Below are 25630 nucleotides of genomic sequence, written 5' to 3' on the forward strand. Positions count from 1 at the left end.
CGCCCAGTTTACGGGGAGAGGACGTGGGTCCACCCTCCGCAATTGCAACGGAACGCCATCCGCTGGGCGCTTCTCGGGCTTGACCGGCTTGACCCGAGGATCCAAGGCCGCGACCGTCGCCAAAGATTGCAACGCATCAGAATTCTGAATCGCTGCAACGCTCGAAGGTCACGGAGAGGTTGTTGTCCACCATGCTGCGGAGCGACAGTTATGGACCAGATATCCAAGCTTCGTTGCTGAAGACGACGAGCACTCTCTTCAGAATCTTCGCGGCATACCAAAAGGACTAGATAACCTTTTGCACAAGGTCATTTTCCGGTTCGAATGGGATCAATTTTACGGGTCGCATCCTCAGCCAACTCGTCAGCAAGTACTGGACTACGTGAGTTACATCGACAAAAAATACGGGCATCTGTTCAATCCTCCAAAAGGTGAATGATGGAATATTTTAAAATACGGCCAAACGTGGCTGGGGGGCTCGGCAAAAACACCGTTCTCGAACGGAGCGTCCATCCTCCGATCGTAACGAAGCTCCACTACGAGGTTGAGGGCTGGTTTGGTGATGTGATCGTTGCGACATTCCCCTGTTTCCTCGTCACTGAAGAAACCCAACACGCACTGCAGAAGATGGGCTTTTCAGGTGCGACGTTCGACGATGCCGAGGTGACTACCTCGGAAGAGTGTCAAGAGGATCAACCCGGCCTGGAGCTGCCACCTTTCGTCTGGTTGAAAGTAAATGGAAAGGCTGGCCGCGACGATTTCGGGATCGCAGTGCCCTTCCGCCTCGTCATCTCGGAACGCATTCTCGATTTGTTAGAACCGTTGGGCATTCCGTTTGCGGTGGTCGAACCTTACGACGGCGACTAGCAATTGGATTGGAGGATAGCCGCATAAGCCGCGCCGCTTTAACAGTGCCTGCACAATTTGAGCATGGGACGGCAAGCGAACTTCAGCTTCGCGATAGCGCGTGACCTCACCGATCTATTTGCTCGGTTGGCGGACTGAAAATGAGCGACCAAAATAGATGTTTGCGCCGCAAGGTCATCGCCTTGCGCATGGACTTGGCTTTTGAGCGATGTCTTGGCGGCAATGGCGTGTGCGGCATTCTCAAAGCTCGGTGACGGTCGAGGAGAGCGCCCTACGGCGCCCCCCTCTGTCCTGCCGGACATCTCCCCACGAGGGGGGAGATTGGCAGCTTCGAGGTGCCGCCTCAATAATCGCCGTTGTAATAGCGGTCGTCGCAGGGTGCGGTGTAGATGCGGCCGTAGCGGTCCTGGTAGCGGCAGAGCTGTTCGCCGCGCCGCTGCGGCGTGGTGGCGCTGCCGACGACCGCACCCAGCAGGGCGCCGCCGGCGGCGCCGATCACCGTGCTCTTGGTGTTGCCGCCGATGGCCTGGCCGACGAGAGCACCGCCGGCACCGCCGAGCAGCGCGCCCGTGGTGGCTCTCTGCTGCCCCTCGGTCTGCGTCTCGCAGCCTGCAAGTGCTGCAGTCATGAGCACGGCCAAAATGGCTTTCTTGATGATCATCTTAAGGTCTCCTTTGAAGACGTGGAATTGGCGTGTTGGATCAATGCCTTGCCAAGTGCTGTCGCATTGCGGCGGAACGGCGGCACCGTTGCTCACGAAATGAGACATGGTTTCTCGGCTCTTGAAGATCATGGTCGCCAAACCGGAAAGAGCTGGACGAACAGGGCGATAGCACCTTGGCTTGAATCAGGTTGCGAACCCACTACGCCGCTTCGGTCCGCATCGCCTTTTTTGCGGCCGCGGTCAGGAATCCGGAGCGGCTGTAGCCGTGGCGTTCCGCGTACTGATCGATCTGGTGAAGGACGTCCTCCGGAATGGTGACGTTGACGCGCACCACCTTCGTCGCATCGGTCTTCAAGGCGACCAGTATGGCGACGCCCGTCAGGTTGTCCTTGTCGGCCATCACCTCTTCGAGGGAAGACGGTTCGGGAATGGCTTCACCATCCTCGACAAGGCCCTCGACGTGGAAGGCCAGTGCCTCCTCCGCCATGCCGCGTGCGTCGTCCAGGCTGGTGCCGGCCGTGACCACGCCCGGAAAGTCCGGAAAGGATACGCCGAAGTCGCTGTCCGCTTCCTTGTGGATCAGTCCGATATAGTGACGCATTTCTCTACCTCAGCTTCAGACCGGATTGCTTTTCTATGCTCTTCAACGTGCCGATCGGGATGTCGCGCCTGGGATGCGGAACCGTCACCCGGCCGGGTTTCGACGCGTGCTTGAACTGAGCGTGACTGCCCTTCCGAGCCACCTCGAACCAGCCATCAGCCAACAGTCTGTCGATGACATCGGCGCTCTTCATGTTGTGTATTGATACACACAATTCAAGAGCGCGTCCATAGACATGCCGACAGTCTTCCTGCCCGGAAAAATCCGCCCAAGAAATTCCGCCCAAGAATGGAGAAATGCCATGACCCGAGGTCTTCCCCGCACACTTGTCCGCGCAGCCGCCCGCGAGGCTGGTCTCGCCCCGCCCAGGCTCGGCCTGAAAGCCGTGACCACGGGGCAGGGCGGATCGTACCGCACCGTCTTCACCTTCGCCGGCATGCAGGTGCCGGTCACCGATGCGCTCGCCTATGCTGCCCAAAAGATCTTCGACTTTTCCGACGGCAAGGTGCGCATCAAGGGCGGCACGGCGCGGCTGCAGTTCGCGGTGCTGACCGCCCGCGCGTCGACCATCAACGACAATGCGGCGCTGACCTGGTCGCTGGGCTCAGCGGCCGCGTCGAGCGCGACGCTGGCCGGCACCATGGTCAATGTGCTGGCTTCGACCGGCCGCACGCTGGACGGGGCGGGTGCTGCCTTGTCCACGGCTTCGACCGCCGACATCGCCGCTGCAGCGACGCTCGACGGCACGGCGACGCCGGTCGACCTCTATCTCAACCTCGCCTTCGCCACCGGCACCGACATCGACGCGGATGGTACGCTTGCGGTGAGCGGCACGATCACGCTGCTGTGGGAGAACTGGGGGGATATTTAGGCTCCCCCTTCTCCCCCTGTGGGAGAAGGTGGTCGCGCGAAGCGCGGTCGGATGAGGGGTGCTCCAGCTCGGCGAACCCTCATCCGAATCGGCGACACGATCGCCGACGTCTCACTCCGTCCAACACCCCTCATCCGTCTCGGCGCTGACGCGCCGATCCACCTTCTCCCACAGGGGGAGAAGGAGAAGAAAGGAAACATCACATGACAGATCTGGCAGACGCCGGGTCCGCCCCGCCTGCGGCCAAAAGTTGGTTTGACGGTCTTTCCGAAGGCAACCGCAAGCTTGCTGAAACCAAGGGCTGGACCAAGCCTGAAAGCCTCGATCGGGTTTTCACATCCTATGCGGAGCTGGAGCGGCAGCAGGGCGAAAGCCTGCGCGTTCCGGCCGCGGACGCCCCAAGGGAAGACTGGGAGAAATTTCACTTCCGGCTGCCCGAAGCGATGCGTCCGCTCACCTCGTCCGAGAAGGTCGAATACAGGCGCCCGGAAGGATTGCCCGAAAACTTCGCCTATTCGGACGAGCTCGCCAGTGCCTCCAAGGCCTGGGCGGTCGAAGCCGGTGCCACGCCGAAGATCGCGCAGGCCTATCACGACAGGTTCGTCGGCTACATGGCCGAGCAGGCCGCGTGCCAGGAGATCGCGCTTGCCCGCTCGGTCGAGGCCACGCATGACGAACTGGTCAGGGACTGGGGGCCGACCGACAGCGATGGTTTCCGCCAGAAACTCGAGGTCGCCAACCGGGCGATGAAGAAGCTCGGCCTGGTCGACGCCTACAAGGCGAAGGGCATCCTTCTGCCAGACGGGGCGTTGACCGATCCGCAGATCGCCAGGGCCTTCCAGGCCATCGGCGAAGCGATGTTTACCGAAGACACGATCGACGGCGGCGCGGCCTTGCGGGGAGGCAATCCCTTCAGGCGCAACGCCGTCGGCGACCGCAACGTTTCGGCGATTTCAGCCCTCGTCAAAAGCGACCCAGTCCGCGCCCGGCGGCTGGCACGCGAGGCCGGCGAGAACCCGGACCTGTGGATGCCGAACAACCCTCTCTAGTCCGCTTGGAAACTCTACTCCGGCGGCCATCTGGCGGCGTTTTCTGCGCTTCCGGTGCTCACGGACCTCAAAGTCCGCTGCGCTCCGGTTCTCGAAACCACCACCACCTGGCTCGTCGGAGCGAGTTTCGAAGCGGCCTTTGAAGATCAGCCGCCAATCAACCAACCCTGAAGGAAGAGAAAAAATGGCAGACGCCTATACCCGTATCGCCGACGCGATCGTTCCGTCCGTCTATGCGCAATACTCGTTCGAGGAGCACGTCCAGTCGCTCGAGATCTACCAGGCCGGGATCCTGTTTTCCGACCCGTCGATCGCCTCGAAACTGTCGATGGGCGGCCGTTCCGTCGACATGCCCGGCTGGAAGGACCTCGGCAACGATCCGTCCGAACCGGTCAATGACGATCCGGCCGATTCCATCGAGATGAAGAAGATCGGCTCGCGCCGCGAGGTCGCCGCCCGCAATGTCCGCGCCCAGGCGTGGGGCGTTCCGGACCTGACCTCGATCCTGGCCGGCGACGATCCGCAGAAGCTGATCGTCAAGCGCCAGACCGAATACTGGCAGCGCGCCAACAAGCTGACCTTGCTCGGCATCCTGAAGGGCGTCGTCGCCGACAACATCGCCAACGACGCCGGCGACCTGGTGCGCGTCACGGGCGCTTCCATCGTCGATACCGACATCATCGAGGCCGCCTATCTGATGGGCGACCGTGCCGACAAGTTCAAGACGATCTGGATGCATTCCAAGCAGATGAAGGCGCTGAAGCTCGCCGACCTCATCGACTATGTGCCGTCGTCCGAACAGGGCGGGCCGCTCATCCCCTACTATATGGGGCTGCGCTGCGTGGTCGACGACGACATCCCGGTCGCGGCCGGCGTCTACACCGCCTTCATGTTCAAGGACAAGGCGATCCTGTGGAACGAGCTTCCGGTCAACACCGAGGGCGGACCGCTGGAGTTCGACCGCAAGCCGCGCCAGGGCCATGGCGGCGGCGTCACCGAAATGGTCGGCCGCCGGCACTTCGTGCCGCACGTGCCGGGCACTCGCTTCCTCGACGCCTCCTCGGCCGGCGAGTTCGCCACCGATGCCGAACTGGCGCTGGCGGCGAACTGGGACCGCACCGCCTCGAGCGTCAAGAACATGACCTTCATCGCGCTGAAGACGACGGAAGCTTAAGCAGCGGAAGCGAAGCTCCCGTCTGCCAGCGGCGGGAGCGCAGCTCCCGTCCGCCAGCGACGAACCCAGCGGCGAGAGCTTGCTCTCGTCCGCCAGCAGCGGAAGCGCAAGCTTCCGTCCGCCAGCGATAAACCCAGCAGCGGGAGCGAAGCTCCCGTCTGCCGAGCGAGAGCTTTGCTCTCGTCCGCCAGCAGCAAGCAGCGACAAGCTCCCGCCCCACAAGAAAAAGGCGGACCCGGGGGACAGTGGGTCCGCCTTTTGCTTGCCGACGGGCTTCGGGGGGAAGTTGGGTGCCGGCAAACATTCCGATAGCTGGATCAGCACGCGTTGGAGGCTTACTGGGCTTCGGAAAATGGAGTGTGAGCGCGTTTCGCGTTCCGCACAATTAGTCCGATAGGCCTTAGCTCGATAGGCCTAGGGTGATGTAGCGGCCTATGTTGCGGGCTTCACAGTCAACGGCACCAATCGGTTACACAAAGGAGCGAGCATATACCTGTGGTGGCAGAGGTAATCGTGGAGATGACTTACAAATCAGTTCAGGAACTGCTCAGAGAAGCAGGAATTGTCATGAGCAAGAAAGGTGAAGTCCACCGCATAAACTTCTTTGGTGGGCTGGAAGACACCGCGCACTACACGACAAGCTTGGAGGAAGCCCTGGACAGGGGATTGAGGATGGCGAGGCCGCGACGTTCGTGAGTCGAGCTGTGCTGATCCGATAGGTCGATAGGGCACTACCGATTCCGACCTAGGAATCCATCGCCATCCTTGGCGTAATCCTCTCGGGCACGTCTTCGCGCCCCCTTGGCCTGCCGGCAGCTTGCCGCCGGCTCGGCTTGCCCGCACGCGCCGCAAAAATTCCCAGCCGCTTCGCAGCGGCTTTTTTCATGCCCGGAGACACCATGACCCTTGCTCGACCCATCCCCCTGAGGGGGCGCTGACCCATGGCCATCACCCCGCTCGACATCGCCAACATGGCGCTCGCCGTGCTCGACGAGGCGCCGCTCGATTCACTCGACCAGGACGTCAAGGCGGCGCGCCTGCTCAACCTGCATTTCGACCTGACTCGCGAAGCCGAACTGACCAGACACGCCTGGGTGTTCGCCATCCTGTCGGCAAGCGTTCCCGGGTCTGACACCGGCAGCGGCGGCTGCACCTTGAATGTCGCCTATGAACTGCCGGCCGATTGCTTGCGCCCGCTGCCGCCGACCCACAATGGCGAACCGGACGGCGTGCCGGTTTCCTGGCGCCAGGAGGCCGGGATCATCTATTCCGACCGGCCCGGCCCGCTCGCCATCCGCTACATCGCCAACCTCACCGACCCGAACGATTGGGACGCGCTGTTCACCGAAGTGCTGGTGGCGGCCCTTGCCGTCAAGATCGCGCATCCGCTGACCCACAAGGCCGGCATGATCGACATCGCCCGCTCGGCCTATGACCGCGCGCTCGACGCAGCCTTTTCGGCCAACGCCATCCAGCGCGGCGGCCGCGCCTACACCGCGTCCTGGGCGATCCGGCGCGGCGACAACAGGTACGCACGCTGATGGCGACGCTCTATCCGGTCCAGGACGTCTTCACCCGCGGCGAGATCTCGCCGCGCCTGCACGCGCGCGGCTCGCTCGATCTCTACCGGGCAGCCCTGTCGAAGTGCGAAAACTTCGTCACGCTGCCGCATGGCGGCATCCGCAAGCGCGGCGGCAGCTATTTCGTCGGCGAGGTGAAGAATTCGGCCGTGAGGACGCGTGCCGTCCCCTTCATCTTCAGCGCCGACCAGGCCTACTGCCTGGAGTTCGGCAATCTCTATATCCGCGTCTATGCCTACGGCGCCCGCGTCGGTACGGTGGAAGTGGCCTCGCCCTATCTCGAGGCCGACCTGTTCGACCTCGCCTATGTGCAGTCGGCCGACCAGATGTGGATCAGCCACAAGGATTATCCGCTCAAGGTTCTCACCCGCACCGCGCACACGACCTGGACGCTGGAGGATTATCCTTTCGAGGATGGCCCTTACGACGATATCAACGACACCAGCACGACGCTGACGCCCGCGGATCATGGCTCGCTTACGCCACAGATGACTTCGAACACGGCGCCATCGGGCACGGTGTCAGGTTTCGGCGGCAGCGGCAGCGCCTGGCAGGTCTTTGATAAAGACGTCGGCACCGGCGTGGGGAGCGGCGGGACAACAGGATCGGTCCAGTACCGGCTGCCTGGCGGCGCGCAGGCCATTGTCGAGAACTACTATCTTACGGCAATCACCGCAGGCGGTCTCGACAAGATACCAGTCTCCTGGAAGCTCGAGGGATCAAACAACGGCTCGTCATGGACAACCCTGGACAGCCAGACGGGGCAAGGCGGGTGGACTGCCGGCGAAACCCGCTACTACGAGTTCTTCAACAAATCGCCGTTCGAATATCACCGGCTCAGCTGGACAGGCGTCAATGGCGCGGTCGACAGTTCCTTTGCCGAATTGACCATGAACAAGGCTGCCGCCAGCCAGGCGCCATTCAATCTGACCGCATCTTCGACAACCGGCATCAACAACAACACCGGGTTTCAGACCTCCGATGTCGGTCGCGCCATTCGCTTGCTCGGCTCTGATGGCCGCTGGCGCTGGGCCAAGATCATGGCGCGCACCAGCACGACTGTTGTCACGATCCAGCTGTATGGCTTCGCTTTGCCCGATCTCAGTCCGATCACCCGCTGGCGCCTCGGCACCTTCGTGCCGGGCAGATATGTCGAGAGCGGCTCGCTATGAGGAGCGCCTGGCTTTCAGCCGCAAATTCTCGGTCTATGCCTCGGCCACCGGCGATTTCGACAACTTCGCGCTTGGCGAGGAAGACGACGACGCGCTCGAATTCATCCAGGCCGGCGGCGGCCAGGCCAACGACATCGTCTGGATCGCGGAGTCCGATGGTGCGCTGCTGATCGGGACGCTCGGCGGGGTGCGTGCTCTTTCCGGCTCCGGCATCGACGAGGCGCTGACGCCGTCCTCGTTCAAGAACCGGCGCTCGCGCACCTTCGGCTGCGCCCGCATCCGCCCGGTCGATGCCGGCCAGTCCTTCCTCTATGTCACGCGCTCGCGCCGCTCGATCGCCGAGCTGACGCAGACCTCGGCCGGCAGGTTCTCGTCCGAAGACATCGGCCAGATATCCGAGCATATCGCCAAGCAGGGCGTGGTCGAACTCGCCTTCCAGACCGATCCCGACCCGATGCTGTGGTTTCCGCTCGAGAATGGCGAGCTTGGCGGCTACACGCACCAGCCAAGCCAGGAGGTGCGCGGCATGCACCGCCATCGCTTCGGCGGTGCCTTCGCCGGCGCCACCTGGGCGGTGGTCGAAAGCGCCGTGGCGACGCCCGGCCAGAATGGCGTCGACGACATCTGGCTGATCGTCAAGCGCACCATTGCGGGTGTCACCAAACGCTATATCGAAATCATGACGCCGCCCTTCGAATATGGCGCGCTGGACGACGCCTTCCAGGTCGATTGCGGGCTGACCTATGCGGGCGCCGCCGTCAATGTCGTCTCGGGTCTTGGCCACCTCAACGGCCAGTCGGTCGACGTGCTGGCGTCGGGCAAGGTCTACCGTGGCCTCACCGTGGCCGCCGGCCAGGTGACGCTGCCCGGCGGCGCCACCGCAACGAAATGGCAGGTCGGGCTTCCCTGCCAGGCGCAAGCCGACACGCTGGAACTCGACGTCGGCGGCCAGGACGGCTCGATCGTCGGCCGCCGCAAGAAGGTGGCGAAAGTGATCCTGTCGCTGCTCGAGGCCGACACTACGGGGCTCGAAGTGCAGTCGCTGATCCGCGGTCGCTGGGAGGCGGTGAGGATGCCCTCGATGGTCGCGCCGGACGGCAAGGCCAGGCTCTACACCGGCAATGTCGAGGTGCCGATCGACGACAGCTGGGAAGGGCAGGGCAGGGTCAGGATCCGCCACGTCAACCCGACGCCCTGCACGATCAGGGCATTCACGCCGGTGTTCGACGCGGAGCCGTAGCGCCGCGCTCCTCTGCGCAAATCATTCTCGTTCTCCGAAAGAAGGACACTCCCATGACATCCCCCCATGCCGATGCCCTCGGCAAGGCGCGGACGGCTGCCGATTTCGCTTCCGTCATCGCCTTGCTCGACACCGACCTCAACGGCGCGCTCGCCCGCAGGCGCGACCTGCAGCAGGCCGAGGATCGCGCCATCTTCGGCGATGGCGTCCTTAGCGAGGCGCGCGCCGCGCTCGACGCCTGCAACGCGACAATCGCGCTCATCGAAAAGACCGTCGAGGCGGCCGCCAGGCGCCGCGCCGCCGCCGCCGAAAGCGAGGCCCGCGCCGACATCGCGGCGCTCGGCGAGGAGATCGGCGCCAGGGCCGAGGCGCTCGCCGCGCGCTGGCGCAATGTTGCCCGCCTGGTCGAACTGCTGCGCCAGGAGCTGTTCGAGGCCGATGCGCTCGCCCGCGCCATTGCCACCGCCAACGGCCTGTTCGACGCCGCCGGCGTGCCCGACCTGAAGGTCAACCTGACGACAACCCGCCGCGCCGCCATGGCCGGCGCGCGCGCCGCCGCACCCGCCCGCCTCAGCCGCCCGGCGATCCAGGCCGACAGGATGCTTCTGTCCTTCCTCCGCCCCGGCGGCGCGCTCGACCCGCGCCCGGCGCTTGGCGCGCCGGTCGATGGCGTCAGAAGCAAGTTCATCCCCATTGCCGGCGCGCGAGGCTGACCAATGTGCACACTTGCTCTTCTCGGCACCGTTCTTTCCGTCGGCGGCGCGCTGGCCGAGGGCCAGCAGCAGAAGCAGATGGCCGACTATCAGGCCAAAGCCTATGAGCAGCAGGCGCTGGCCGACGCGCAAAGTGCCGCCTTCGAACAAAGCCAGGAACGCCACAGGCAGGATCTCCTGCAGGCGCAGGCGCGCGCCCAGGCCGGCGCCTCGGGCGTCGGCATCGCCGGCTCGCCGGCCGAGGTGCTGGCCGCCAATGCCAGGCAGGGCCAGCTCGACCTCAAGGCGCTCCAGTACGGCTCGCAGCTGCGCCAGAACAATCTGACCACGCAGGCCGCCATCTCGCGCTTTTCCGGCAGGCAGGCGGCGACCGCGTCGATCTTCAAGGTCGGCGGCAATCTCGTGTCGGCTCTCTACGACCCGGCCAAGGCCGTGACCTTCGGCAAAGGCGCCTTCCCGCCGGCACCGCGCGGCTTTTCCACCGGAGGCCTCTACTGATGGCGACCATTCCTCTCCATGTGGCCCGGCGCCGGCTCGATACCGGCAATGTCGTCTCCTATCCCGACGGGTCGCCGGTCGGCGCTGCGATGCAGGGCTTTGGCGACGAGCTTTCCGCTGTCGCCGAGCACTACCGGCAGATGAAGGAGCGGCAGGAGGCGTTCGACGCCGAGCTGGCGCGCCGCCGGTTCAACGGCCGGATCGCGCAGGCGGAAGACGAGGTGGCAGCAAATGCGCCGGCCGACGGTGCCGGCCTTCACGACACCATGTATGGCCGGGTCGATCCGCGCAACGGCCGGGTGGTCAAGCCCGGCCTGTTCGATACGCTGTTCGACGATGCCTTGCCGAACATGCCCGAAAGCCAGCGCGCCGCTTTCGCCAGGCAGAAGGAAATGTTGCGCGAGGTTGGTGCGCGGCGCATGGCGCAGCGGCAACTCCAGCGCCGCAAGGACTACGAGGAGGCGCAGGTCGACGCGGCGCTTAAGACCAGCGCCATCGCCATCGGCAACGCCAACCCCGACGATCCTGTCACGTTCGAAGCAGCCCGCCAGGAAGGGCTCGATCTGATCGACAAGATGGGGCTCGACCCGGGGATCAGGCTGCAGAAGGTGAAGGACTGGTTCGGCACCGCTGCCAAGGCGCGGTTCGAGGGGTTGATTGCCAAGGATCCGAGGCAAGCACTCGCAATGTTCGGTTTGGCCCAGGCTGGAAGCCCGACAAAGGGCAACACTGCCGAGGCTGTTGGCGGCCGGCAAAAAACCGGTGCGGAGTCGCGGGAACGAGGCAGCCAGTGCTGTGAGTAGCACGGCGACGGCTCCTTTGAATGCCGGCTCCAGAGCGCCGGCCGCCGCGGTCGACAGAACAGCTGTCGTGGCGGCGGCTCCATGGATTGCCGATCTGCCGCCGAATGATCTGCAGGATCTTGGCCAAAAGGCCCAGGTCGCAATGACGGCGCAACTCTTCGACGCGCGCACCAATATCCAACTCGCTCACCAGAATGCGCCGGACGACCTCATGTACGCCGGCAACTATTCCGGAAAGAAACCGGAAGATGGGGATTTCGCCGCGGTCTATGGCGTCGAGGAGGGCGGCAAACAGTCCCTGGACCTCGAACGGACGTTCAAGGTCGGTCACCAGGCATTCGCCATGGTCAGGATGCCGGAAAGACGCCATTGAGGCGAAGCTGCTTGCAGCCAAGCCCAAGCCGGGCAGTGCGACCCCGGAGCAGGACCAAGCACAATTTGACATAACGGCGGCCGCCGCCAGGCAAGTTTTGCAGGCGCGTGCCGTCGGTCCCGCCGATTTTGTTCGCAAAATCGACCCGACGGCGGACGCATACTGGAACGCGGTATCGAGCGAGGACAGCTACGATCCTGCTGCCTACCAGAAGGCGATCGCCCGCTCTGTCGCCGGGCAGCTGCAGCTTGGAATCAACCAAGTTCAGCCGCTGCCGCCGTCTGTCGTCAAGAACCTAGTCGATACCTTGAACGAAGAGAGAGTCCCGCAACGCGAGCGGGATGAAGTGCTGCGGGACCTGTTCGCGAGCACGTCTGATCCGGGAGTTCTGGCAGCCATGGCGCTGCAACTGAGCGACGAGAACCAGTCTCGGATCGCGCGAAGCATTGCGAACAACGCAGTTCCAATACCCGCGGAGGAACGTGTCAGTCGAAATCTGGCGGCCTTCGACGCCCTGCCGCTGCCCCTGAAGCCGCTCGTAGCGCTCAATGACACCGTCCGTCTGATGGCGGACGGCGCGACATTCGGATACGCGGACAAATTCGCCGCCACCATGAATTCGCTGATCTCGGGCAGCAGCTACGAGGAAGAACTCGCCGCTGCACGAGCCGGGACACAGGATGCTCGAGACCGGGCCGGGTTCGCCGGTACCGCGTCGGAGATGCTTGGCGCGTATCTGAATGGCAGTGGCCTTGGAAAAGCGGGCATTACACTCGCTGGGCGGTTTGGCACAGCCACGATGGAGGGCTTGTCCGGCCTTCTCGCTCGCGCCGGCCTTATGGGCGTTGAGGGTGCCGGGTACGGCATAGCGGAGGCCACCGGTCGCGACCAGCCCATTGGCGGCGGAGCGGCTTCAGGCTTCTTTGGCGGGGCTGGAAGCAATGTGGTTGCCGAAGGCCTTGGCGTCGTCTCGCGCAAGGCGACGCAATGGTTGAAGCGGCGTGCGTCCTCTTCCGAAGAAATTGTCGAGCCTGCGGGGGCAGAAGCTACTTCAGATCCAGCGATCGCGGAAGCCACCCCAACTCTGCCTGCACAAGGCGCAGTCCCAACCAGCCCGGCCTCCGCCGGCCATGATTTGCACATAACTTACATGCCTCATTGGAATGCCGCACAGCGGGCGGCCGCGGACCTCAAGGTGAAGATGCTGACGGAAGCCGTCACTGTGGTTAGCCAGGCTGTGCGCAAAGGGACATCCGCGAGGAAAATTTTTAAAGCCGCCGGATTTCTAATTCCATTCGGTCACGATATTGATCACGTAATAGACCTGCAATTGGGAGGGCTTCACCAGTTGTCGAACTTTGCCATACTGGATTCTAGTGTTAATCGAAGTGCGGGTAAGCAAATTTATGATCTAATCAAAAATCTACCCATTGGAACTGTCATAAATAAGGTCACGATTGGAGAGCGATAGTGTTCGAGACATTCCGACAGAATTTTCCCATCGAAAGCAGGGCGCCGACGGACGGAAATCCTCTCCTGAACACACGCATTCCGGGGCTGAATGAGTTGCTCGACAGCTTCGGCGGCGCCTCATTCAAGCAAGGCCTGTATCGGATCATCAGAGCGCAGGATCTCGCGGCATGGAACGCGAGGGTCAACCTCGGCTTTCCCGAGGCCGCCGGGCGGATCACGTGCTTTGGTTATGACTGGCAGGGCACCGCGTTTGCAGTCGACTCTGAGAGATTGGAGGAAGGGCAGCCCGGTGTTCTCATGTTTGAGCCCGGCACAGGCGAGATTCTTGAGATACCGGCGAATATCGAAACCTTCCACGATGCGCTGGTCATAGAAAATCCTGATGCTGCGCTGACAGCCAACATATACGTCGAGGACTGGCTTGCGTCCGGCGGGGCACAACCTGCCTACGATCAGTGCATCGGCTACAAGAAACCGCTGTTTCTTGGGGGAGAAGATGACATTTCAAACCAGGAATTGACCGACCTGGAAGTCTATTGGCACATCATGGGGCAGGTCATGGCCAAGGTAAAAGGCCTGCCGCCGGGGACTCCGGTAGACCTCAAAGGTAGCTGAGAGAGCTTCCTTTGGACGGGTGGGGGATCGTGGTGCTGAGGCGTTGGATTGCCGCGATCAGGTGGACCCGGCTGGACACCCGCCTGCAGGGCCGACCGACAAATCGACTGAGCGGACGCCGGCACAGCCGACCGACAAATCGGCTATGAGATATTATGAAGTTAAGCCTCTGGTAGCCGGCGAGCTGAGCGAGGGCACCGTCATGGACACCAGCGTCCATCCGCCTATCGTGAGCAAGCTCCACTACCAATTCGATGCCTGGCTTGGCGATGTCCTTGTGACCTCGTTTCCCTGTTTCCTCGTGACCGAAGAAGCCAAACGTGGATTGCTCGCTATCGGCATCTCTGGCGCCACATTCGCCGATGCGGAGGTGACCATATCCGAGGATTTTTACCTAGTGCAGCCCGATGTCGAACTCCCGCCGTTCGTTTGGCTCAAGGTGGACGGCAGGGCAGGTCACGATGACTTCGGGATCAACCAGAACCTGAACCTCGTGATGTCGGAGCGCGCCTTCGATGTGCTTGATGAATTGCTGGGCCTCCCTTCCGCATCCATCAAACGGTTCGACGACGGCAATAAGTAATGCTGAGGTCGGGAAGCAGCGCGGAGGCTTGTGGAAGCGTCTGGTCCTGCCGCCTGCCTTTGCGTCTTAGACGCACCTATTCCCAGCCGGTTTGGAAGGGCTCTTCCTCGTGCGCCTGGGGATTGCCGTTGATTACGGTGACAGTGCACTTTTAGTGGTCGCACCCACGTGACTGGAGTGAACCTCCGGACTGGCTCATGGAAAAGAGTGTACTGTCACCGCAATTCGCCCCCGCACCCGGGCCGATCACATGAAGCGCCACATGGACGCTAGAGACTTCGAGCGCCGGACTAGGCAGAGACTGCAAAATCTGGAAGGGAGCCGGCTATGGTGAACGAAGCCAAACCAGACCTTGCGACTGTAGTGCGGCTGCCACCAGTAAATGTCAGCACAGGCGAAAACGAGCTTGACTCTGCCCGCGTTGAGGCACGCAAACACCTCGAATTCCACGATTGGGTGTTGTCCATCAAGGGCGAGTATCTCGGATATGACGCCGAAGGCATTGTCTACATCTTTCTGTTTGAGATTGAGCCTGGAAGGCCAGACGTGCCAGAATGGATTTGGGTGATCGTGGGCGATGTGCCACCGACATATATCCCGGCTGACGACACCAGGACTCCCTTCGAGGCTCTCGATGGTTATATCGGTGCGCTTGAAGACTGGGTCGAGGCTGCACGCCACGGAAAGTCCGTAGCGAAATTGATACCAGTCAATGTCGACGCGAATCCCGCCAACGCCGAGATGCTGGCGAGCCGGCTCAAATTCCTCGACGAGAAGATACTGCCGCTGATTCCGCACTGATCTGCCGCGCCTGCGGCGGCAGAACCTATTCAGATCCAGCGATCGCGGAAGCCACCCACCTCCGCCTGCGTCTTAGACGCACCTATTCCCAGCCGGTTTGAAAGGGGCTCTTCCCGTGCGCCTGGCCCTATCCGGTTGCCTTTCCCTCAGCCTTGTTTATGCCGCACAGGCCGAGGACGGCTTAGCGCCCTCGGCCACCATCAGATCGTTTGACGGCCAATGGGAGCGGGCTGGATCAAGAGTGCCCCGACGGACCGCGACAAGTAGAAACACGCCGTGCGCAACGACTGCGCCGACCCAAGTGAGAAACAGCCGCAACAGCGGCCCAATTCCTCAAATGTCCAAGCCTCGCTTTCGCGGGGCTTTTTTATGGAGCAAGCCTATGGCCCAACCTGCAACTGCCGCCGTCCGTCTTCTCACGGGCGAACGCGAACCTGTACGCCTCGCCACCACGGGGAATATCGATGTCGATACCGGTGGCCTGCTGACGATCGACGGCGTCGTGACGGAAGTCGGCGACCGCGTGCTGGTCAAGGACCAGACCGACGGTTCGGAAAATGGCATTCGCACGGCTTCGGAAGGGCAGTGGTATCGGGCGGCCGATGCGCGTACCGCGCGCACCATGCAGAAGGGAATGACTGTCCGCGTGCAGGAGGGCGCCACCAACGCCGACAAGGTGTTTCTGTTCAACACCGACGATCCTCAAGTGGGTGACGATGATATCGATATCATCCCCGATACCGTGGCCGGAATTGTGCCAGGCGCCACCGGCCTCGTTCTTCTTGGCAAGGAGCTTGTCAGCGACGTTCGGAACTATCTCGATACCGCACCCTACGTTGCCACGCGTACGGCTCTGAAGGCACTTGACACCACAAAGGATATTGTTGCGCTCCTGACCGAGCCGAATAGGGCTGGCATCTTCGTATGGAGGGCTGGCGACCTTTCGACCCTAGTGGCGCTTGATCCTGGCGAAGCTTTGTGGATCAAAGCTGATGCGATCGCCACTACTGCTGGCGCGTGGGTGCGTCAGGTGGACGGCCCCTATAATCCGCTTTGGTTCGGTTGCACAATCGATGGCGTCGCCAGCGATACGGCCTTCGGTCGATTCATCGACGTGCTCGTGGCCACGAGCAACCCGGGCCAGCTACCGACAGGCACCATTACGCTTGCCTCCAAGATCACCAAGAATATCGGCCAGTCTCCGCTTCGGCTTTACGGCAGCGGAACCGATGTCTCAATTCTTCGCTGGACAGCCGCCGATGGCGGTTTCGATATCACGTCGACGCGTGTCACTGGTTTTGTACAATGGAGCCGCCAGATTGACATCCGCGACTTCAGCCTGAAAACAAACCAGGCCAGCGGCGGCACAGCGTTCAAGCACACGCTCACCCCGGCTTCGATTTCGAACTGCACTAGTGTTGCCAATTTTGCAAACCTTAGCTTCATTGGCGAAGACACGAATGCAGACTATTGGACAAAGGGCATCCATATAGTCGACGGTTGGAATACCACGATCGAGCGATGCGATTTCAAGGGGGTGGATGACGACGGGCAAACGCCATTTCTTCAGACGCACGGCGTCTACCTAACGCGATGCAACGATTGCCACGTTCTGAGCAGTCATTTCTATCACATGATCAATGGCATCGTGAGCGATAGCGACACGCCTTCTTACGGCGATGGCGTGGCGGTTATCGATTGCCGCATCGTCGGGGTTGACAACGGAATTATCCTGACGACGACGACGACTGCTTCGGCAATGGCGATCTTCGGCAACCATGTTAATGCCTATGTTCAAGGCATCTATATGAACGGGTTCGCTTATACTGAAGTTCGCGATAACCAGATTTTCAAGACGAACCCATCGGTAATTACTCCCTGGTACGGCATCGAAGCTATCGGCGGGTTCTTTAACGTCTTCTCCGGCAATGATATTGCTATGCCTGGGACTGCGGGGGTGACTACGAACTTCGGCATCCACCTTTCGGGCGGCAATGGCCATATCGTTACTAGCAATAAATTCCATGACACGACGAGCACGTTCTACGGCGTGTACCTGACTGCTGGCGCGGCCGGATGCACGGTTATCGGCAACCGGGCCGATTCCACCGTGGACGCTGTGGTGGGCACCAGCGGAACGGTGGGCACCGGGCATCATATCAGGAACAACTACCCCGTTACCGTCGTCCTCACCTTCACCAGCGGCGACACCACGCCATCGGTCGGTGCTGACCTCACGGGCGTCATCAAGACAGCAAACGCTGGGGCAACGAGCATCACGACCTTCGACGATGGCTACGACGGGCAGGAGTTCGAGCTTCTAGTCACGGACGACAACACGACGCTTGTGAATGGCGCAACGCTGTCGCTCCTCGGCGCACAAAACACGTTGGTCCCCAACGGTGGCGTCCTGCGCTTTCGTAAGATCGGATCGGTCTGGTACGAGACCTATCGCAGTTACGCGGTCGGCAATCTTATCGTCGGCAGCTACACCAAGCCGCCACAAAGCCCGGTCCATGCCTACGCCGCGGCCAACTCCTTCCAGATCGTAGAAAGAATCGAGAACGACAACGTCGGTGCCGGTGTGGCGGCATTAGGGTTCTCGGTCACCGGATCGGGCGCCGAAACGAGATCCGCTAAGGCTGGGCTTGGCTTTACACGGAACGCAAGCAACGGCCGCGGCCTGCTCGATGTCTTCCTGCGAACCAGCAATGATACGTCGGACTTCGATGCAACCGACATTAAGTCTGGTTGGAACGGAACCGGCATATTCCACAACTTCAAGGGTGCCGATGCTGCTAGCGCAGCAACCGTCGTGCCCACCGGAAACCTGTTCCATGTGACCGGAACTACTGGCATCACGTCGATTAGCGGAACGAACATCCGGGCCGGTACGACAATCCGCATGATCTTCGACGGCATCCTCACGGTCACTGCAGGTAGCAACCTCAAGATGGCCGGAAACTTCACCACCTCCGCATCGGATATGCTGGTCATGACTTGGGACGGCACCAACTGGTATGAGGAAGGCCGGTCAGCGAACGCATAATTTATGCCGGCTGAAGAATCAAAACATCCTGGCCGTCGTCGAACTTGTCGTAGAAGCCCGACCACTGTCCGTTGAGAATCGGCTTGGCCAACTTCATGCTGCCGGCGATCAACATCTTCTGCCAGAGCTCCCTTGTGAAGGCGACCGCACCAAGAGGGTATTCAAGGCTATTGATCCGGCACCCCTCGTGCAGTTCATGCTCGAACCGGAGATTGAAAATCGTCCTGTTGGTGCGGCGCGCGCTCTCCAGAATGGCGTCGTCGTAGATGAAGGTGGTCGCATAGACCAGGCCATCCGGTTTCAAGACGCGGCGGAACTCGCGCAAATAGTGCTCGATGTCCTTCTGGTACATGTGCGTGAAGACGGAAAAGAGAAAAATCCTGTCAATGGACTGATCTTCAATCGGCAGGACGATCGCTTCTGTGCGCGTCGTTCCATCTGGATTGTGAAGCTGGTCGTCAACATCGTAGTGGACGAATCTGAAGTTGGGGTGCCTGGCTCCAATGTAAGCAGTGCACCAGTCGATCGATCGCCCGATGATGTCGACGCCGACATAGCTGCCTCGCGTGAGGGTTGTCGAAAGCGGGATAGCATCGCGGCCGATGCCGCAGCCGATCTCGAGGATGCTGTGCTGAGGCTCGATGCCGATCCACTTCGCCAGGTTCTTCTGGTGCATGGCGGAAATCTCTTCAAAGGTCTCCGGCCCGCCACCAGTCATCCGCATCAGGTCGACAGGGATGTCATAACCCCTGAAATGGAAAGTTGCCTGCGCTGCCGATGCCTGCGCGGCCGCTGCCGCCGCTTGCGCTACCGCCGCCCGCGCAGCAGTCAACTCGGCCTCATATTTGGCGGTAACATCGCTGAGGGTCCCTTGCAGTTCGGCAATCTGTTTGTCCAAAAGCGTTCTATCCAAAACAAGCTTCGGAAACATGGAGCCCTTCAGTTTTCGAAGCAGTGTCGTGGCGCCCATAGGACCCTCCCAGCATCGCGGTTGAGGCGCCTAGTAACTCGACCTATCCGCAGACACAACCGGCCTAATGAACTGTGCGCAATGGTTGCCTGGCAATCCCCACAATCCGAGAGATCCCATGACCGCATCCCCTCTATGCGGGCGAGACGGCTCAACCAGGCAGCGAATAGCACAAACGATCCTCAGCAAGGGGTGCTGTCGCACCAGAAACGCTCAGGGAAAGGTGGGGAACTGTCGCGGGTGGCCGACGCCCCACGTCGTGCCCGAAACGGTTATCCGCTCGTCCTCGTCAAACGTGTTCCAAAAGTCCGTGTTGTTGTCGCCGACCAGCAGTCCGGATTGAGAGCCAAGGCGGAAGGTCTGGCTTTCCACCCATCGATCGGTTTCAAATGCTTCGCCGGCGGAGTTGATGACCAAAAGACGCCCGGTTGCAGATCTGGACAGACCGCGCTCGCCGCTCTCGAACAAAAGACATGCCTCCCTGTCATTGTCACCATCGAGGGGTGTGGCCAAAAGCGTTTCGCGGCTTGTTAGAAATGCATTGGTCCTGATGTGGGGATTTGGGAAAGAAGGAAACCGATAGAGCCAGCTTGTTTTCGGCACGGCTTCGTCCCAATACCGCTCGAAATCATCCGCGACGGTTTGAAGGCGCGGGCGGCGCTGGCAAAAATCTGCGATGAATCGGCGCGCCCTGTTCATCCTAGAATCGCCTGCCGTAAGCCACTCCGCGCTGCGGCCGACTGCGATAAACCGGAATTCACGCGCGATGCGGGCATTGAAGCGAGGTGTTTTAGCCAGAACCCAATCAACCTTGACTGAAAGCTTGTAACTGTCGCGAAAGCTCTCGTGAGATCCCATCGCTCCAACCACCGCGACGCCAGGCCGGGTAATGTGGCTGACCATCTTCGCCAGCCAGTCCGCGGCTTTGATCTCGGCGTACGTATTCAGACAAAGGATCAGGTCGGCATCGATCCTCTGCGCCGCGTATTTGTAGGCATGAATATCCTGGCCGATGCTTTCAGGAACGACGATGGGCCTGTGCCGGAAGTGGGACAGTGGCTGGCCCCCGGCAAACCATGAAGCGCCTTCGCCTTTGTGAAGGATGATCAGCTCATGGTCGGCGCCGGCCGGAAATTGCTTATAAGACGCGGCAAACCGCGCGATGTGATCGCCGCTCTTGCGGGCCAGGTACAAGACGGCAATTTTCATAATTCTACCTATGCGCCGAGGCGTCGTTTGGTTCGAAGCGCCAGAGCGCGCGCCCGCGCTCTCCACGGCGGCGAGGTCCATGCCTCAGTCGGGTTGGACAGCTTGCCGGATCGGGCGAACTCAAACAATTGTTCATCGAGGGCATTGTGTCGGCGAAGGAAGGACTCCATTTCCGGCTCACGAAACAGCTGCGGGTCAAAATGGTGCGAGCTTTCATTTTCCCGCCTCACCACGGGTACCTTCTTGCCGGTCATTGTGTACAGGAGCTCCGTGAGCCGGTCTGGCGTGGCAACAAATTTGAACGAGCCGAACGCGCCCGCTACGGGAGGGTCATCCCTGGCTAATAACAAAGTCTGACAGTTGAGGAAATGCGACTTGTATTCGAGCAAATTGGCCTGAATGGCTGGTATGCTGTAGCCGGACTTTCGGATTTGCTCCGACATGCTTTTCACCCAGTCGGGGTTGTTGTCGTAGCCGCTGCGATGGAAAATCTCTATCAGGAAGTTGTAGTGCGACCGGACCCGATCCGTAGGATCTCGAACACAGGCAAAATACTCAACACGGCGGTTGGTGAATTGCCGGATGCGAGTGCTGGCCCTGGAATAGGTGATGTGGCCTGAGACCCACGAAAAAGTGTCCAGCCGGCACATATTGGCATCGTCGAAGAACCACCCTTCAGAATGGATTGATCCGTCTGAAAGCAGTTCCATCAGATGCGAGTTGACCGTCGATCCGGCGGTCTTTGGAACATGCACGAAAAAGATGAGTGGCGCGCGCTGATGCCGCTTCTCCCGATAGCCATGCTGCTGAAAATGGCGCAGGCCGCTGGCGAGAGTACCCTTTTCCACTGCCGCTCTGACATCCGGATTGGCGATCAGATAGTCGTCTTCGCAAAAATTCTGATCTGTAACGGCTTCCAGTCTCATAGTCCCTCGCTCGACGGTCGAGAATAGAGCACTGTTCCCCTAAAAAAAAGAACTGGTCACCACAACCCCAGGAGAGGTTCCACAACCGCATCTCGTGAAAAGAAGCGTCCTCTCGCCCCGTGAAGAGCGACCAACGGCCGGCGTCGACCAGATGGTTGTCGCCTCTTTCCTAACGCGTGTGATGTACAGACATGCCTGCGATCCTCGAAAGCCCGCGCGGTGGGCTGCCATGGAGGTCCGATGGACCGAAGGCCGCTTCGGATCTTAGCAGCGATGTAGGCGGATCGCCTGTGAGCTTTGTCTCGTCGGTCACGAAACCCATGAAAAGCGGCTCGAAAGCTACTCTCTGCCTTGTCCGACAGGCTGTCCTGCCCAGCCACCAGGCCAGCGAGCGCAGCGCGAGATTTGCCGGTGCCGCAGCCAGTGCATCGAGCAGAAACTCTCGTCGGGCGATCATCAGATCGAGGCAGGGAAGATCGACGCAATGTGGCTTCCAGATATTGAACATATGAGCGTTGTTGCCGATAGCCGGCCTGCCTGCGCTCAGGTCGCTGAATCTACCGTCGAGTCTCACCACTGGACCGTGAACAACGGTCCCCAACTTGCTGGACAGCATGCCGCTCACGACCTGGACCGATGGCACCAGTTCGAGATGCTTGAAGGCCTGAAGGATCCCGAGTTGCTCGAAATCGGTCACGGTGTCGTTGCGGAGGCAGACAAGGGCTTCACGGCTATCTTCGATTGCTTCCTTGAGCGCATGCAGCCCCTTGGTTCCACGGTCGGCTTGCACATGCGCCGATCGGGAGAAGATATCCCCCTCGATGCCGGCGCTGTGCACATCTTCGGAGTCGGACATGGTGAGCAACAGGCACGGCGGCACATGCGAGGCGCTGCGTCGCAGGTAGAAATCCGACGCCGGTGGCCCGATCGGATATTCCTCGATCGAAAGCAAATCCGCATAGTCGCCAAGCCTGATCGCGTCGAGGCAGCCTTTGACCGAGCGGACGGAACCATCGAAAAGACTGCCGCTGTTCGAGAGCGAAGACTGGTGGTGACGCCAGTGATACAAGACTTCGGGGATATGTCCCGGTTCATGTCCGGCTCGAACAAATCGAATCAGCAGGTCCCAGTCCTGGGCATATTCGGTCTGTGCGTTTGTGTAGACGTCCAGTTCGAGCGCCGTCGCGCGGTGGAAGAGGATGCAGTGCCAAATGTAGGAATGTGAGAAGAAATGGACCGGGTCGAAGGCCGGCCGATAGAAAGGATGAACTGGCACATCATCGACGAGGATATCTTCGTCGCTATAGAAAGCGAGAGTCTCCGGCGAGACCGCAGCCGCGTCGGAAAGCAGCGCAATGGCATCCGGCGTCAGCAGGTCGTCGGCGTCGAGGCTGAGGACGAATTCACCGGTTGCCTGCTCCAGGCAATATCTCAGTCCGCCCTGGATGCCGAGATTCTCGTCCAGCGTCAGCCATCTGAGAACACCCTCATCCCTTAGCCGCTCCAACGCGGTCGAAAGGTCATCGGAAATCGCGCCGTGGGATAGGACGAGCCATTCGTGCGGCGTAACGGTCTGCGCTTTAATCGACTTCGCCGTCTCCAGGAACAGAGCCACATTCGTTTTAGTATAGACCGTCGTGATCACCGAAATCGGCGTGTTTCGGTCAGTCGGTGCTTTCGCCAATCGACCTTCCAGATGTCGCTCAAAGTAGGACGCGTAGGGAATTGCGCTTTGAGGGGAGTTCGTCATTACTTATTTTCGCTTCTGAAAAGCACCAGATGTTCATCCAATCGAGGCGCCTTGGCAGGATCGCCAAGGATGCGCTTCACCGCGAGTTCTGGATCAAATGAGTCCAGATCGATGCCTGATGAAAGAAGAGCCCGTCGGTCAATAACAACGATGGGGTCCGACAGACCATGCAGTGTCCCTCTGTTGTCATAGGGCTTGCCCGTGACGATGAGTATCTCGGGAAGCCCCGATTGTTCCAGGGCTGCCTCAATGATCCTTGTAGCATCGGGAAGGAGTTCGCAGGCGCTTTGGACCCAGACGACATACTGCTTTCGGCTTCTTTCCAGGGTATCTCGAAGAGCGCTGTCGACATGCTGCACATGGACTATGCCATGTGAAATGTCGCCGAGTGCGCGACTGTCAGCGGTCTTCACGATCCATTCCGGCGCATGTTTGGAATCTTGCGCCAAAAGAGAGCGTTCGAAAGCCTTCAACTCAACACGGCTCTTGCCGGCTCCAAGATAAGCAATCAGGTCGTCATCGGCAGCGTCTCGATAAAAAGCTTTGCGCCGCTCGATGGCCAGCTCGACTTCCCCCGGGAGTATTCGGCGATGAAGCTGTTTGACCGACCGGGGCAAGGGTGGTTCGGTCCGCGGCGTGATCCCATCCTTTTTCAATTCACCCAGCAACTGAGGCAATATCAGCGACAGGCTCGATTTCCAACTTGTCGGGAAAGCCTGGAGATGATCGGTCAGCCCCGGTATCGGGCGGTCCCGCCTGAGAAGCGCGCGCGAGATGCCGTATGCGATCTCATCGATGGTCGGCTCTACACCAACAATATATGGCGAAACCTGCGCCAGACGTTCGCGTGTTTTTACACCATAGCAAGTTGTAATGACCGGCTTCCCGCAAGCTGCCATCTCGAGAGGCGGATAGCTGGGATGGGGAGAAAACATCAGCGACAAAAGCATGTCCGACGTTCTCATCAGTTCCGCATATTTCGGGAAATCAAGCCACGGGGCAGGTTTGAGCATATGTTTGCCGCCCAAGGCTACAGGCTGGATATCCTCGCCCATTGCGATGAATTCCCAGGCGCCTTCGTCGAAAATGCCATTGGATGCGGCGGCTCTTAGGGCTGCCAGACCCAGGCCGAAGAGATTTCGCTCCGCCATGGTCGGACGCGCATAAAACAGCAGGCGATGTGGCGCGTTCGCGGCGCGCTGCTGCGGATAGAAATAACTCCTGTCGACAGCAGGTTCGAACACGATCGCCGAGGCGGCAAAAGCCTGATCGGCATATCGACCGATCCGCTCGGTCGCCAATTGGTCGCGCAGAAATGTGGTGTTGATGACCGGGAGATGGTCGAAGCTATAAGTTTGTTGCGCGACAGAATGGGTGTCGTTGCCGCCATAGAATTTGGACTCGAAATCCTGGATCAGATAGTAGATACGGCGATTCCTGAGCATTGCGGCGGCGGCTTTGGCGGGTTGGGCCGTCCACCACGCCGTTGCGAACAGGATGTCGTTATACCCGAGTTTGAATGGCCGCTGCCGATTGCTGGCGTCGAGAAACTGGACACCGTATTTGTCGCAATCGACGCCGGTCAGTTGGCGGATATGGCTCTTCAGCGGACCGATGTCCGTATCTGGAGGAGCATCGACCGAGACGAAGCTGAGCGGAACGCCGGCCTCCGCGAGAAGCGCGCCGAGGATGTATGCGGTGTTCGGACCGCCGGTTGCGTGTCGCCGATTGAGCCCCGGCAGCAGGATCAGCACCCGAGGATCAGCCGAAAGCGTGGGATCCACTTCGACGTTCAGGGGCCGAAACAGGAAGTTTTGTCGGACGGAAAGCAATTCTGGTTCTTGGAGACCGGAAACGGCGCCGGCTGAGAGCTCGCCAAGTGAAAAGTAGCGACGAGGCACTGTGAGACCGCGATCGCTCGGAAAGGACTGCAGCCCGTTTTGGCGGCCCTGCGTCAGATAATGGACAAGCGCATTCGCCTTTTCGGTGCGCAGCGCCGGGTGTTGGTCCAGATATTTTCGGGTCGAAAACTTCGGCCCTGGATCACGTTCCTCTGCCGCGCCGAATTCGACGAAGTGTGAAAGTGGGTCTTGTCCCAAATCCTCGGCATCGCGATAGGTATCCACGTACCATCCGGCATCGAAATATGCATTTGGATTGCGGAGTTCGGATCCGCCGTAACGGAGGAAGTGATCGCCCGCATTGGCACCGGCCGCGGCGACATCGGGGTAAAGGCTTAGATACCAGGGGCCATCGATTGCCGGAGACGGCATCCGGCCTTCGCGGATGCCAAAAAGAATCCAATGAAGAAGCGGATTGATTCCCGCTTTTTTAACATCGGGATTTTTGCTGAGATACCATTTGGTATCGAAGAGAGGATGAGGATTCAAACCCATGCGCCAGCCCTTTTTAAGATAGTGCTGGACGGCGCCCCCGGGTGATACCCCGCTGCCTTGGCGAACATAGTAGCGGGTCGAAAAATAAGGGCTCGGATCTCTGCCCTCCGCCGCTCCGAAGCGGACGTAATGCGCAAAAGCGCCGCCTCTGAAGCCGATTACATCCGGGTAGCGGGAAGCGTACCAATGGCGATCGAAGAGCGTGAGCAATGGAAAGTATTGTGTCTGCCTAAGCCGCCTTATGATCGGTGTT

The 25630-nt window shown here is 60.5% G+C and carries 24 protein-coding genes; 16 read left to right on the top strand and 8 right to left on the bottom strand.

Going from position 1 to position 25630, the window contains the following annotated elements; all coding sequences use genetic code 11:
- The first annotated feature begins 435 nt into the window (after positions 1 to 435).
- Positions 436 to 867, top strand: a complete 432-nt coding sequence (locus A6B35_RS15500) for a hypothetical protein (RefSeq protein ID WP_244425878.1) — start codon at positions 436 to 438, stop codon at positions 865 to 867.
- Positions 868 to 1210: 343 nt separating this feature from the next.
- On the opposite strand, the gene A6B35_RS15505 is transcribed toward A6B35_RS15500, so the two are convergent.
- The 3 genes from A6B35_RS15505 to A6B35_RS15515 all read right to left on the bottom strand — a co-directional run bounded on the left by A6B35_RS15505 (position 1211) and on the right by A6B35_RS15515 (position 2325).
- A complete protein-coding gene (locus tag A6B35_RS15505) occupies positions 1211 to 1528 on the bottom strand; it encodes a YMGG-like glycine zipper-containing protein (RefSeq protein ID WP_006200557.1) in 318 nt (105 codons plus the stop codon).
- 202 nt (positions 1529 to 1730) lie between these two features.
- Complete coding sequence (locus tag A6B35_RS15510; RefSeq protein ID WP_006200558.1) at positions 1731 to 2132, bottom strand: type II toxin-antitoxin system HicB family antitoxin; 402 nt, start codon at positions 2130 to 2132, stop codon at positions 1731 to 1733.
- Positions 2133 to 2136: 4 nt separating this feature from the next.
- Positions 2137 to 2325 (bottom strand): type II toxin-antitoxin system HicA family toxin, encoded by a 189-nt coding sequence (locus A6B35_RS15515; RefSeq protein WP_006200559.1) that lies wholly within the window; start codon positions 2323 to 2325, stop codon positions 2137 to 2139.
- Positions 2326 to 2433: 108 nt separating this feature from the next.
- Here A6B35_RS15515 and A6B35_RS15520 point away from each other — a divergent pair, with 108 nt between their 5' ends.
- The 15 genes from A6B35_RS15520 (at position 2434) to A6B35_RS15590 (ending at position 18126) form a co-directional block, all read left to right on the top strand.
- A complete protein-coding gene (locus tag A6B35_RS15520; protein ID WP_006200560.1) occupies positions 2434 to 3003 on the top strand; it encodes a hypothetical protein in 570 nt (189 codons plus the stop codon).
- 203 nt (positions 3004 to 3206) lie between these two features.
- Positions 3207 to 4052, top strand: a complete 846-nt coding sequence (locus A6B35_RS15525; protein WP_006200542.1) for a hypothetical protein — start codon at positions 3207 to 3209, stop codon at positions 4050 to 4052.
- Between the two features lie 184 nt (positions 4053 to 4236).
- Complete coding sequence (locus A6B35_RS15530) at positions 4237 to 5226, top strand: Coat protein (RefSeq protein WP_065518212.1); 990 nt, start codon at positions 4237 to 4239, stop codon at positions 5224 to 5226.
- A gap of 941 nt (positions 5227 to 6167) precedes the next feature.
- A complete protein-coding gene (locus A6B35_RS15540) occupies positions 6168 to 6767 on the top strand; it encodes a phage connector family protein (protein ID WP_006200538.1) in 600 nt (199 codons plus the stop codon).
- Positions 6767 to 7978 (top strand): phage tail protein, encoded by a 1212-nt coding sequence (locus A6B35_RS36605; protein WP_006200537.1) that lies wholly within the window; start codon positions 6767 to 6769, stop codon positions 7976 to 7978. Before A6B35_RS15540 ends, A6B35_RS36605 begins: the two co-directional genes overlap by 1 nt.
- A complete protein-coding gene (locus A6B35_RS36610) occupies positions 7956 to 9218 on the top strand; it encodes a phage tail protein (protein WP_006200536.1) in 1263 nt (420 codons plus the stop codon). The genes A6B35_RS36605 and A6B35_RS36610 overlap by 23 nt, the downstream gene beginning before the upstream one ends.
- 53 nt (positions 9219 to 9271) lie before the next feature.
- Positions 9272 to 9931, top strand: coding sequence for a hypothetical protein (locus A6B35_RS15550; RefSeq protein ID WP_006200535.1), 660 nt, complete (start codon positions 9272 to 9274; stop codon positions 9929 to 9931).
- 3 nt (positions 9932 to 9934) lie between these two features.
- Entirely contained in the window at positions 9935 to 10429 is a 495-nt protein-coding gene (locus A6B35_RS15555; RefSeq protein WP_006200534.1) for a hypothetical protein, read from the top strand.
- Positions 10429 to 11232 (top strand): hypothetical protein, encoded by an 804-nt coding sequence (locus tag A6B35_RS15560; protein WP_006200533.1) that lies wholly within the window; start codon positions 10429 to 10431, stop codon positions 11230 to 11232. Before A6B35_RS15555 ends, A6B35_RS15560 begins: the two co-directional genes overlap by 1 nt.
- Positions 11233 to 11299: 67 nt before the next feature.
- Entirely contained in the window at positions 11300 to 11605 is a 306-nt protein-coding gene (locus A6B35_RS15565) for a hypothetical protein (protein ID WP_156788622.1), read from the top strand.
- Between the two features lie 97 nt (positions 11606 to 11702).
- On the top strand, positions 11703 to 13076 hold the full coding sequence (locus A6B35_RS15570) for a hypothetical protein (RefSeq protein WP_006200531.1): 1374 nt from the start codon (positions 11703 to 11705) through the stop codon (positions 13074 to 13076).
- Positions 13076 to 13693: a T6SS immunity protein Tdi1 domain-containing protein gene (locus A6B35_RS15575; RefSeq protein ID WP_006200530.1), complete on the top strand. Its 618-nt coding sequence runs from the start codon at positions 13076 to 13078 to the stop codon at positions 13691 to 13693. Before A6B35_RS15570 ends, A6B35_RS15575 begins: the two co-directional genes overlap by 1 nt.
- Before the next feature lie 202 nt (positions 13694 to 13895).
- A complete protein-coding gene (locus A6B35_RS15580) occupies positions 13896 to 14276 on the top strand; it encodes a hypothetical protein (RefSeq protein ID WP_244425877.1) in 381 nt (126 codons plus the stop codon).
- Between the two features lie 327 nt (positions 14277 to 14603).
- Complete coding sequence (locus A6B35_RS15585) at positions 14604 to 15077, top strand: hypothetical protein (protein ID WP_006200528.1); 474 nt, start codon at positions 14604 to 14606, stop codon at positions 15075 to 15077.
- Positions 15078 to 15459: 382 nt separating this feature from the next.
- On the top strand, positions 15460 to 18126 hold the full coding sequence (locus A6B35_RS15590) for a right-handed parallel beta-helix repeat-containing protein (RefSeq protein ID WP_006200527.1): 2667 nt from the start codon (positions 15460 to 15462) through the stop codon (positions 18124 to 18126).
- 1 nt (position 18127) lies between these two features.
- On the opposite strand, the gene A6B35_RS15595 is transcribed toward A6B35_RS15590, so the two are convergent.
- The 5 genes from A6B35_RS15595 to A6B35_RS15615 all read right to left on the bottom strand — a co-directional run bounded on the left by A6B35_RS15595 (position 18128) and on the right by A6B35_RS15615 (position 25587).
- The gene (locus A6B35_RS15595; protein ID WP_006200526.1) at positions 18128 to 19096 is read right to left on the bottom strand and encodes a class I SAM-dependent methyltransferase; all 969 of its coding nucleotides are present in this window, start codon (positions 19094 to 19096) and stop codon (positions 18128 to 18130) included.
- Positions 19097 to 19309: 213 nt separating this feature from the next.
- Positions 19310 to 20305, bottom strand: coding sequence for a hypothetical protein (locus A6B35_RS15600; protein WP_006200525.1), 996 nt, complete (start codon positions 20303 to 20305; stop codon positions 19310 to 19312).
- Positions 20306 to 20313: 8 nt separating this feature from the next.
- Positions 20314 to 21231, bottom strand: coding sequence for a sulfotransferase family 2 domain-containing protein (locus tag A6B35_RS15605; RefSeq protein ID WP_006200524.1), 918 nt, complete (start codon positions 21229 to 21231; stop codon positions 20314 to 20316).
- Between the two features lie 169 nt (positions 21232 to 21400).
- The gene (locus tag A6B35_RS15610) at positions 21401 to 22915 is read right to left on the bottom strand and encodes a glycosyltransferase (protein ID WP_006200523.1); all 1515 of its coding nucleotides are present in this window, start codon (positions 22913 to 22915) and stop codon (positions 21401 to 21403) included.
- A gap of 65 nt (positions 22916 to 22980) precedes the next feature.
- Positions 22981 to 25587, bottom strand: a complete 2607-nt coding sequence (locus A6B35_RS15615) for a glycosyltransferase family 4 protein (protein WP_139032180.1) — start codon at positions 25585 to 25587, stop codon at positions 22981 to 22983.
- Between the last annotated feature and the right edge of the window lie 43 nt (positions 25588 to 25630).

This window comes from Mesorhizobium amorphae CCNWGS0123, assembly GCF_001686985.1.
Lineage (GTDB): Bacteria > Pseudomonadota > Alphaproteobacteria > Rhizobiales > Rhizobiaceae > Mesorhizobium > Mesorhizobium amorphae.

Excerpts from the sequence above, each read along its gene's own strand:
- A6B35_RS15510 (WP_006200558.1), bottom strand. The coding sequence starts at position 2,132 with ATGCGTCACTATATCGGACTGATCCACAAGGAAGCGGACAGCGACTTC.
- A6B35_RS15600 (WP_006200525.1), bottom strand. The coding sequence starts at position 20,305 with ATGAAAATTGCCGTCTTGTACCTGGCCCGCAAGAGCGGCGATCACATC.
- A6B35_RS15585 (WP_006200528.1), top strand. The coding sequence starts at position 14,604 with ATGGTGAACGAAGCCAAACCAGACCTTGCGACTGTAGTGCGGCTGCCA.
- A6B35_RS15540 (WP_006200538.1), top strand. The coding sequence starts at position 6,168 with ATGGCCATCACCCCGCTCGACATCGCCAACATGGCGCTCGCCGTGCTC.
- A6B35_RS36605 (WP_006200537.1), top strand. The coding sequence starts at position 6,767 with ATGGCGACGCTCTATCCGGTCCAGGACGTCTTCACCCGCGGCGAGATC.
- A6B35_RS15560 (WP_006200533.1), top strand. The coding sequence starts at position 10,429 with ATGGCGACCATTCCTCTCCATGTGGCCCGGCGCCGGCTCGATACCGGC.
- A6B35_RS15500 (WP_244425878.1), top strand. The coding sequence starts at position 436 with ATGATGGAATATTTTAAAATACGGCCAAACGTGGCTGGGGGGCTCGGC.
- A6B35_RS15580 (WP_244425877.1), top strand. The coding sequence starts at position 13,896 with ATGGACACCAGCGTCCATCCGCCTATCGTGAGCAAGCTCCACTACCAA.
- A6B35_RS15520 (WP_006200560.1), top strand. The coding sequence starts at position 2,434 with ATGACCCGAGGTCTTCCCCGCACACTTGTCCGCGCAGCCGCCCGCGAG.
- A6B35_RS15595 (WP_006200526.1), bottom strand. The coding sequence starts at position 19,096 with ATGGGCGCCACGACACTGCTTCGAAAACTGAAGGGCTCCATGTTTCCG.
- A6B35_RS15605 (WP_006200524.1), bottom strand. The coding sequence starts at position 21,231 with ATGAGACTGGAAGCCGTTACAGATCAGAATTTTTGCGAAGACGACTAT.
- A6B35_RS15515 (WP_006200559.1), bottom strand. The coding sequence starts at position 2,325 with ATGAAGAGCGCCGATGTCATCGACAGACTGTTGGCTGATGGCTGGTTC.
- A6B35_RS15525 (WP_006200542.1), top strand. The coding sequence starts at position 3,207 with ATGACAGATCTGGCAGACGCCGGGTCCGCCCCGCCTGCGGCCAAAAGT.
- A6B35_RS15590 (WP_006200527.1), top strand. The coding sequence starts at position 15,460 with ATGGCCCAACCTGCAACTGCCGCCGTCCGTCTTCTCACGGGCGAACGC.
- A6B35_RS15505 (WP_006200557.1), bottom strand. The coding sequence starts at position 1,528 with ATGATCATCAAGAAAGCCATTTTGGCCGTGCTCATGACTGCAGCACTT.
- A6B35_RS15550 (WP_006200535.1), top strand. The coding sequence starts at position 9,272 with ATGACATCCCCCCATGCCGATGCCCTCGGCAAGGCGCGGACGGCTGCC.
- A6B35_RS15555 (WP_006200534.1), top strand. The coding sequence starts at position 9,935 with ATGTGCACACTTGCTCTTCTCGGCACCGTTCTTTCCGTCGGCGGCGCG.
- A6B35_RS15530 (WP_065518212.1), top strand. The coding sequence starts at position 4,237 with ATGGCAGACGCCTATACCCGTATCGCCGACGCGATCGTTCCGTCCGTC.
- A6B35_RS36610 (WP_006200536.1), top strand. The coding sequence starts at position 7,956 with ATGTCGAGAGCGGCTCGCTATGAGGAGCGCCTGGCTTTCAGCCGCAAA.